This is a genomic window from Streptomyces sp. NPDC102437 (assembly GCF_044765565.1).
Taxonomy (GTDB): domain Bacteria; phylum Actinomycetota; class Actinomycetes; order Streptomycetales; family Streptomycetaceae; genus Streptomyces.
On sequence record NZ_JBIWKI010000015.1, the window covers coordinates 196,991 to 204,855 of the forward strand.

Below are 7,865 nucleotides of genomic sequence, written 5' to 3' on the forward strand. Positions count from 1 at the left end.
AATCACGTCGGCCTCTCAGCCTCCGCAACCACTCATCCGGGGCGTTTTTCCGAATGTGAGTACTAGCAGCCATTCATTCGGGGAAAGCTGGGTAATCGCTTTCTGCGTGGGTGAGTTGCCGCCGCAGTCCGCGATTCGAGAGCGCCGGGCGTGCCGGGGCGCGCTGAGGCGGGAAGAGGGCACGCATTCCGGCAGTGCGAGAGACGGCCGCGTACGCCGGTGCGACAAAGTTCGGGTGATGACGGACCATCGGCCAAGGCCCCATCAAAACGGGCCACATCAACCATTCATGCCGCCCGCCTCCACCGACCCGGAGCGCAGCAGCAGCCTGACGCGGCAGGCAACAGGCAACAGGCAGCAGGCCGGGCGCAGTTCGCGGCACGCCGCGGCGCCGGGCGCAGCGGCACTTGCCACTGCGCCCGCGCACCACAAGCGCCGTAGGCTCACCGGCCCCCACGCACGCTCCGATCAGGCGACTCGGGCGACTCAGATGACCGGTCGGGAGCGCAGCCCTTCGAGCAGGATGTCCAGGAGCCTGCTGGAAGCGGCGGCCTGCTGTGCCGCGTCAGGCAGCGAAGGCGCCGCCGTCGCTATCACCAGCAGCACATCCGCGACCGTCACGTCACGACGCAGTTCACCGGCTGCCCGTGCCCGGTCCACCAGGCGGCCGACCACCTCCAGCAGCTCGCCGGCTCCCGTGTCGTCGTCCGCGATGCCGGTCTCCGCGGCGGAACGCTCGTCGGCCGCCCGGAGGTCGGCATGGTCGGCGCCCTGTCGTTGCTGAGGCACCCGGGCCTCGTCCCGATCGGCGCCCGATCCCGAACCCGATGCCGAGCCCGGTATGGTCACCGACTCCCCGGCCACCGTCAGTTCATCGCCACCGGAGCCACCGGAGCCACCGGAGCCGTCGGAGTCGACATCGACGCCGACCCGCAGCACCTGCGGCGGCAGCAGCCGCCCGGCACCCGAGGCCACGGACGTACGCAGGAAGCACGACAGCGCCGACCACGGTTCGTCCTCCTGGCCGAGCGCGGTCCGGGCCTGGTCCGTCAACCGGGAGGTCTCCTCCTCGGCTATCCGCCTGACCAGCACGTCCTTGCTCGGGAAGCGCCGGTACACCGTGCCGACTCCGACCCTGGCGCGGCGCGCCACGTCTTCCATCGGAGCTCCGTACCCCAGTTCGCCGAACACCTCGCGCGCGGCCCGCAGGACATGTTCCAGATTCCGCTGCGCATCCACGCGCAGCGGAGCCGAGCGGCCATTCGCCGCGGAGACCGCGGCGGTCCCGGTCGCGACGGCTGCCCCGTTGGCTCCGCCGGATCCGACCGTGCCGACCGAACTCGCCGTCACCGCCCCGACCGTTCCCACCGCACCGTTTCGCCCGGTTCCATCGGACGAATGGGACGAAACCGCAGTCGAAGCCTGCCAAGAATCCTGAATATGCATAACTGTTCCCCCGGTTATGACGTCTCCCCCCGGAGACTTCCCGCCGTTTGAGCCGGGGAGTGGATCACCGTCCCCATCCGACACCCCGACGACATACGAACATAGTTGAGCCCGGCTCAATTCAGAAGGGGGTAGTTCCGCACGGAGCGCCCCCGATCGGCGCAAGGACCGGTTGGTCACTGATTCGGCCTCCGTCCGGAACCACCGCCTCAACCCCTGACCTGCGCGGCTTGCGCATCCCCGCCGAGCCCTGCGGCCACCACCCATCCAGAACCTCCGGTCACACAATTTGTCGAGCCTGTGGACAAACCCTTGAGCACGTTGCGTCATGGGGTGGTGATGGCTTCAGATTCCGGGGGAACACCCCCCGGCCCCCCACCGGGTGTGCGCATTCTCGTCGTCGGTGGTGGCTACGTCGGGATGTACACAGCGCTGCGTCTCCAGCGGAAGCTGAAGCAGAGACTCAGAAGCGGTGAGGCCGAGATCGTGGTCGTCACCCCCGAGCCGTATATGACGTATCAGCCGTTCCTGCCCGAGGCGGCCGCCGGTTCGATCTCACCGCGCCATGTCGTCGTGCCGCTCCGCCGCGTCCTCGCGCACTGCAAGATCGTGATCGGTGAGGCGCAGTCCATCGACCACGCCGAGCGCACGGCCACCGTCACCACCCTCGCCACGGGGGAGGACGGCACCGGCGCGGTCGAGATCCCGTACGACGAACTCGTCCTCGCCCCCGGCTCCGTCTCGCGCACCCTCCCGGTCCCCGGCCTCGCCGACCACGGCATCGGCTTCAAGACCGTCGAGGAGGCCATCGGACTGCGCAACCACGTCATCGAGCAGATGGACATCGCCTCCGCCACCCGCGACCCCGCCATCCGCGACGCCGCGCTCACCTTCGTCGTCGTCGGCGGCGGATACGCGGGCGTCGAGGCCCTCGCCGAGCTGGAGGACATGGCCCGCTACACCTCGCGGTACTACCACAACATCAAGGCCGAGGACCTGAAGTGGATCCTCGTCGAGGCGTCCGGCCGCATCCTCCCGGAGGTCGGCGAGACGATGGGCACGTACGCGATCCGTGAGCTGCGCGGCCGCAACATCGACGTACGCCTCGACACCCGGCTGGAGTCCTGCGAGGGCCGGATCGCCGTCCTGAGCGACGGTTCCCGGTTTCCGACCCGCACCCTCGTGTGGACCGCGGGCGTCAAACCCGCACCGGTCCTCGCCGCGACCGATCTGCCGCTCGACGAACGCGGCAGGCTCAGGTGCACGGCGGAACTCGCCGTCGAGGGCGTCGAGCACGCCTGGGCCGCCGGGGACGCCGCGGCCGTGCCCGACCTGACCGCCGAGGAAGCGGGCAGGCAGACCGCGCCCAACGCCCAGCACGCGGTGCGCCAGGCCAAGGTCCTCGCCGAGAACATCCTCGCGTCCCTCGCCCGACAGCCCCTGAAGGAGTACCGGCACAGCTATGCGGGCTCCGTCGCCTCGCTCGGCCTCCACAAGGGCGTCGCCCATGTCTACGGCCGTAAGCTCAAGGGCTGTCCGGCCTGGCTGATGCACCGTACGTACCACCTCAGCCGTGTCCCCACGTTCAACCGGAAGGCACGAGTCCTTGCCGAATGGACCCTCGCCGGGCTCTTCAAGCGCGAGATCGTCTCCCTCGGCTCGCTGGAGCACCCACGCGCCGAGTTCGAGCTCGCCGCAGGCGGCGGACGCCCCGGTCCCAACGGCCCGCCGGGCCGGGACAACCCGCCCGGCCCCGGCAACTCGCCGGGGCCGGATGTGGGCTCCGGGCCCGACGGCCCGACGGGGAGCGGCGGCTGACGGACCGTCGACCCGCCCGTCCACCCGCCAGGCGGCGGACCGTACCGACAACTGTCAGTACGGTCCGTCACACTGGACGTGTGACCATAGGTGGGCCCACATCTGCACAGAGTGACCCGGCCGGCAGTGACCGACAGTGAGCAGCCCGCGAGAGCGGACCAGACCGACACACGAGGCCAGAAATTCCGTGAACTTCACGCGCTGGAGCGCCCGCCTACCTGGAACGCAGCGCCGCGCCGCCGCACGGGACGACCGCAGTTCCGTGCCCTCGGCCCGCGCCGAGTACGCACGGCCCGAGGCCGGCCCCCGCCCGCCGGACGGCGACCCGCAGGCCGGTACGGGCCCCGATCCGCTGGACGACTCGCAGGGTGCGGCTCCCCGGCCGGCCGGCCCCGCCCTGGAGGACCTCTCGGCCCGGGACATCCTCGGCCAGCTGCCCGCCCTGGTGGCCCTGGTGTACGGCCCCGACCACCGGATCGCGTACGTCAACGACGCCTACGCCGCCGCTTTCGGGCCCCGCCCGGCCGGCGCCACCGCCGCCGAGGCGATGCCCGAGCTCGACGAGCTGAGCCTGCTGCCCCTCATGGACCAGGTCCTGCGCAGCGGCACTCCGCGTACGGTCAAGTCCCGCAAGGTCCGCAGCGGAAATTCGTACACCGTGACCTGCACCCCGGTACACCGGGACAGCGACGACGACGGCACCCCGCCGAACAAGGCCGATACGAGCAACAAGAGCGGCAGGAACAGCAAGAACAACAGGGGCCGAGGCAGAGGGGGCGAGAGCGGTGTGCTCGTGTACGCCACCGATGTCACCGACCACGCCGAGGCCGCCGAACGGCTCCGCGCCAGCGAGCGCCGCCTCCGCGAAACGGCCGTCACCCTCCAGCGTTCCCTGCTCCCGCAGGAGCTGGAGCAGCCCGACGACCTCCGGATCGCCGCCACCTACCAGCCCGGCGGCACGGACGCCGCGGTCGGCGGCGACTGGTACGACGTCATCACCCTCGGCGCGGGCCGCACCGCCCTGGTCATCGGGGACGTGATGGGCCGCGGGGTGCGGGCCGCCGCGGTCATGGGCCAGCTCCGTACGGCCGTACGCGCCTACGCCCGGCTCGACCTCCCGCCGCACGAGGTGCTTCAGCTGCTGGACGGCCTCGCCGCCGAGATCGACGCCAGCCAGATCGCCACCTGCGCCTACGCGGTCCACGACCCCAACGAGGGCCGGCTCGTCTACTCCTCCGCCGGCCACCTCCCGATCCTGGTGTGCCACGAGGACGGCACGGTCCACCGCGCCGAGGACCCGACGGGGCCGCCGCTCGGCACCGGCGGCTGGATCCACACCTCGGGCACGATCGCGCTGCCACCCGGTTCCACCGCCGTCCTCTATACGGACGGCCTGGTGGAGCGCCGGAGCGAGGACATCGACGAGGGCGTCGCCGCGCTGGAACGCGCCCTCTCCGGGGCCAAGGGTTCACCACAGGTGGTCTGCGACCGGCTGATCCGCTCGCTCGGTGTGACCGCGGAGCACGACGACGACGTGGCGGTGCTGGTGGTCCAGCACCCCGCCCGCACCGGGGCGAGCGCGGAGCTGTTCCACAACGCCTCGCTCGATCTGCTCGGCGGCATCGAGGCGGCCCCGCGCGCCCGCGCCTTCGCGACGGGGGTCCTCACCTCGTGGCGGTTCCCGGTCGAGCTCTGCGACCTGGGCGTCCTGGCCGCCGGCGAGCTCGTCGCGAACTCCCTCAAGCACGGCACCCCGCCGATGCGGCTGGGCCTGCGGCGCACCGACCGTCGCCTGATCATCGAGGTGACCGACGGCGACGACCACCTGCCGCGCCGCCGCCGGGCCGACCCGGCCGACGAAGCGGGCCGCGGCATCTCGATCGTCGCGACGATCGCCTCGTCCTGGGGCAGCCGCCGCACGCCGGGCGGTGGCAAAGCGGTCTGGTGCGAATTCGCCCTGCCGCAGTGAGGGCCCTGTCACCGACAGGGCCCGACCGCTCAGCGAGCAGCGGCCGCCGCGGAAGCAGGGGCAGAGGCAGCGGTGGAAGCGGAGCCGGGCTCGGTAGCCGGCAGTGACACGGCCACCACCCTGGAGGGCGCCGTCTCCAGCGAAGGCTGGTCCTGCACGGGAGTGAGCCGCCGGCCGAGCCGCAGCGCCAGCGCCGTGATGCCCAGCGAGAACAGCACGAACGTCACGATGTACGGCCCGTGCAGCGTCGCCCCCATCGGTCCGCCGACAGCCGGACCGACCGCCAGCGCGAGTTGCTTGCACAGGGCGAACGCGGAGTTGTACTGACCGACCATCGACTCCGGCGCCAGATCGGCCACCAGCGGGGCCACGGTCGGCGACAGCATCGACTCACCGAGCCCGAACAGCGCGTACGTGGAGATCATCGCGGCAGTCGCCATGGTCTGGCTGCCGTGCCCCAGCCCCGCGTAACCGGCCACGATCCAGGCGAACGCCCAGATCAGACCGACCGACGCGATGACCCGGCTGCGCCGGCGGCGCTCGACGAGCCGCAGCACGACGAACTGCGCCACGACGATGACGGCGGTGTTGGCGGCCAGCGCGATGCCGAGCGTCGAGGGCTGCATCCCGGCAGCCTCGGTGCCGTATGCCGCGAGCCCGGACTCGAACTGTCCGTAGCAGGCGAAGAACAGCACGAAGCCCAGTACGCACAGCTGCACCATGGCCCGGTGCGAGAGCAGCGCCCTCAGCCCGCCCGATGCCTTGGACCCGTCGGTCGGCCTGGCGTCCACGATGGTGGGCGTACGGGACAGTCGCACCGTGCAGGCGATGACGCCGAGCACGACGAACATCGCGGCTTCGATGAGGAACAGCAGGGTGAAGGTCTCCGGCCGGTTCGTGTCGACGATCTGCCCGCCGACCAGTCCGCCGATGCCGAGCCCGAGGTTCTGCAGGAAGAACTGCATGGCGAAGGCGCGCGTACGGGTGGCGGTGCTGGAGCACCACACGAGCATGGTCGCGAGCGCCGGCTGCATGACCGCCGTACCCGCGCCGAGCACCGCGGCCGAAAGCACGGACGCGGTCACGCCCGACGAAAGACCGAGGGCGACGGCGCCCAGGGTGGCGATGCCGGAGGCGACGACGAGTACGGGCAGCGGCCCGCGCCGGTCGATCGCACGCCCGGTGAACGGCAGAACGGCCAGCGCCGCCATGGCGAAGACCGCCAGTACGACTCCCGCGGTGCCAGCACCAAGATCACGTACCTGTGCCACATAGACGTACAGATACGGAACGGTGAACCCCAGCCCGAACGCGCTCAGCGCGCTCCCCAGCTGGATCCGCCGCAGTGCTGCACCCATCTCCCTGGTCACACTCACCTACCTCAAGGTCTCGAAGCGATACGCCGAGCCATCCGAACGACTCGAACCCGAAGACTTTAACACTAAAATTAGAACTTCAACAATACAGCTCGAAGGACTTCGACGGGTATGGGAGGCGTGCCATACTTCCCGCCATGCCTGACACCCCCGAGCAGCCCGGACCGCAGGAGCCGAGCCTCGACGAGCAGATCGCCGCCTACCAGCGCGAATTCCGCGACCTCGACCCGCAGGTCGAACAGGTCGTCTCGGCGCTGGGCCGTCTGAACCGCCGGATGAACGTGGCGTACGGACGCCAGCTCGCCGCCCTCGGCATCAGCAACGCCGAGTGGGAGGTCCTCAAGACCCTGGTCCTGGCCGGCTCCCCGTACCGCCTGGGCCCGGGAGAGCTGGCGAAGCGCCTGGGCCTCACCCCGGCGGCGATGACCCACCGCATCGACCGCATGGCGGGCGAGGGCCTGGTCACCCGCGACCGGGACGAGAACAACCGGGTGCGCGTGATCGTCGAGCTGACCGACGAGGGGCGTACGAAGTGGCTGGAGGCGATGCGGATGGCCACCGACTTCGAGGAGGACCTGCTCCAGGACCTCACGGCCGACGAGCGCGGCGGCCTCGGTGACATGCTGATCCGCCTCCTGCGCCGAGTGGAGCACGCCCAGCCGGACGCCGGCGGCCGCCTCACCGACCTGGGCTGAACCCGCGTCCGACCCGTGGGAAAAGGGCTTGACCTGGCCGGGTTGACACACTCACCCCGGATCCGTAAGGTTCTTCGAGTTGTCACGGAGCTGGAACGGTTCTGCGACAGCCAATCCCGCCGCGAATGCGGCAACCAAACTCAGCACGATCTCCCACTCGGGACAATTTCGGCATGCCGAAATTGATTTCGATGACCCGATTATGAGTCGCCGGGAAAATCCGCTAGAGTTTGAAACGTCGGAACGGCCCAACGGCCGGGAAGACAAACCCCGCTGACTGGGAATCAGGCCCGAAAGGATCTGATAGAGTCGGACTCGCCGGAAAGGGAAACGCGAAAGCGAAGAACTGGAAGGCGAAAAGCAGGATCCCGCTTCGACCGGGAATCGGACACGAAAGAGTCTGATAGAGTCGGAAACGCAAGACCGAAGGGAAAAGCCCGGAGGAAAGCCCGAGAGGGTGAGTACGAAGGAAGCGTCCGTTCCTTGAGAACTCAACAGCGTGCCAAAAGTCAACGCCAGATATGTTGATACCCCGGCCTGCTTCGGCAGGTTGGAGGTTCC

General features: G+C 69.9%; 5 protein-coding genes. 3 read left to right on the forward strand and 2 right to left on the reverse strand.

Annotation, left to right across the window (positions count from 1 at the left end):
* Positions 1-486: 486 nt before the first annotated feature.
* Complete coding sequence (locus tag ACIRJP_RS21340) at positions 487-1,446, reverse strand: TetR/AcrR family transcriptional regulator (protein ID WP_404176262.1); 960 nt, start codon at positions 1,444-1,446, stop codon at positions 487-489.
* Positions 1,447-1,785: 339 nt separating this feature from the next.
* On the opposite strand from ACIRJP_RS21340, the gene ACIRJP_RS21345 reads away from it, so the two are divergent.
* Positions 1,786-3,264, forward strand: coding sequence for an NAD(P)/FAD-dependent oxidoreductase (locus tag ACIRJP_RS21345; protein WP_404176265.1), 1,479 nt, complete (start codon positions 1,786-1,788; stop codon positions 3,262-3,264).
* 187 nt (positions 3,265-3,451) lie between these two features.
* Positions 3,452-5,233: a SpoIIE family protein phosphatase gene (locus ACIRJP_RS21350; protein ID WP_404176268.1), complete on the forward strand. Its 1,782-nt coding sequence runs from the start codon at positions 3,452-3,454 to the stop codon at positions 5,231-5,233.
* 29 nt (positions 5,234-5,262) lie between these two features.
* Here ACIRJP_RS21350 and ACIRJP_RS21355 read toward each other — a convergent pair whose 3' ends face one another.
* Positions 5,263-6,591: an MFS transporter gene (locus ACIRJP_RS21355; RefSeq protein WP_404176297.1), complete on the reverse strand. Its 1,329-nt coding sequence runs from the start codon at positions 6,589-6,591 to the stop codon at positions 5,263-5,265.
* Positions 6,592-6,746: 155 nt separating this feature from the next.
* On the opposite strand from ACIRJP_RS21355, the gene ACIRJP_RS21360 reads away from it, so the two are divergent.
* A complete protein-coding gene (locus tag ACIRJP_RS21360) occupies positions 6,747-7,304 on the forward strand; it encodes a MarR family winged helix-turn-helix transcriptional regulator (RefSeq protein WP_266731022.1) in 558 nt (185 codons plus the stop codon).
* Positions 7,305-7,865 lie beyond the last annotated feature (561 nt).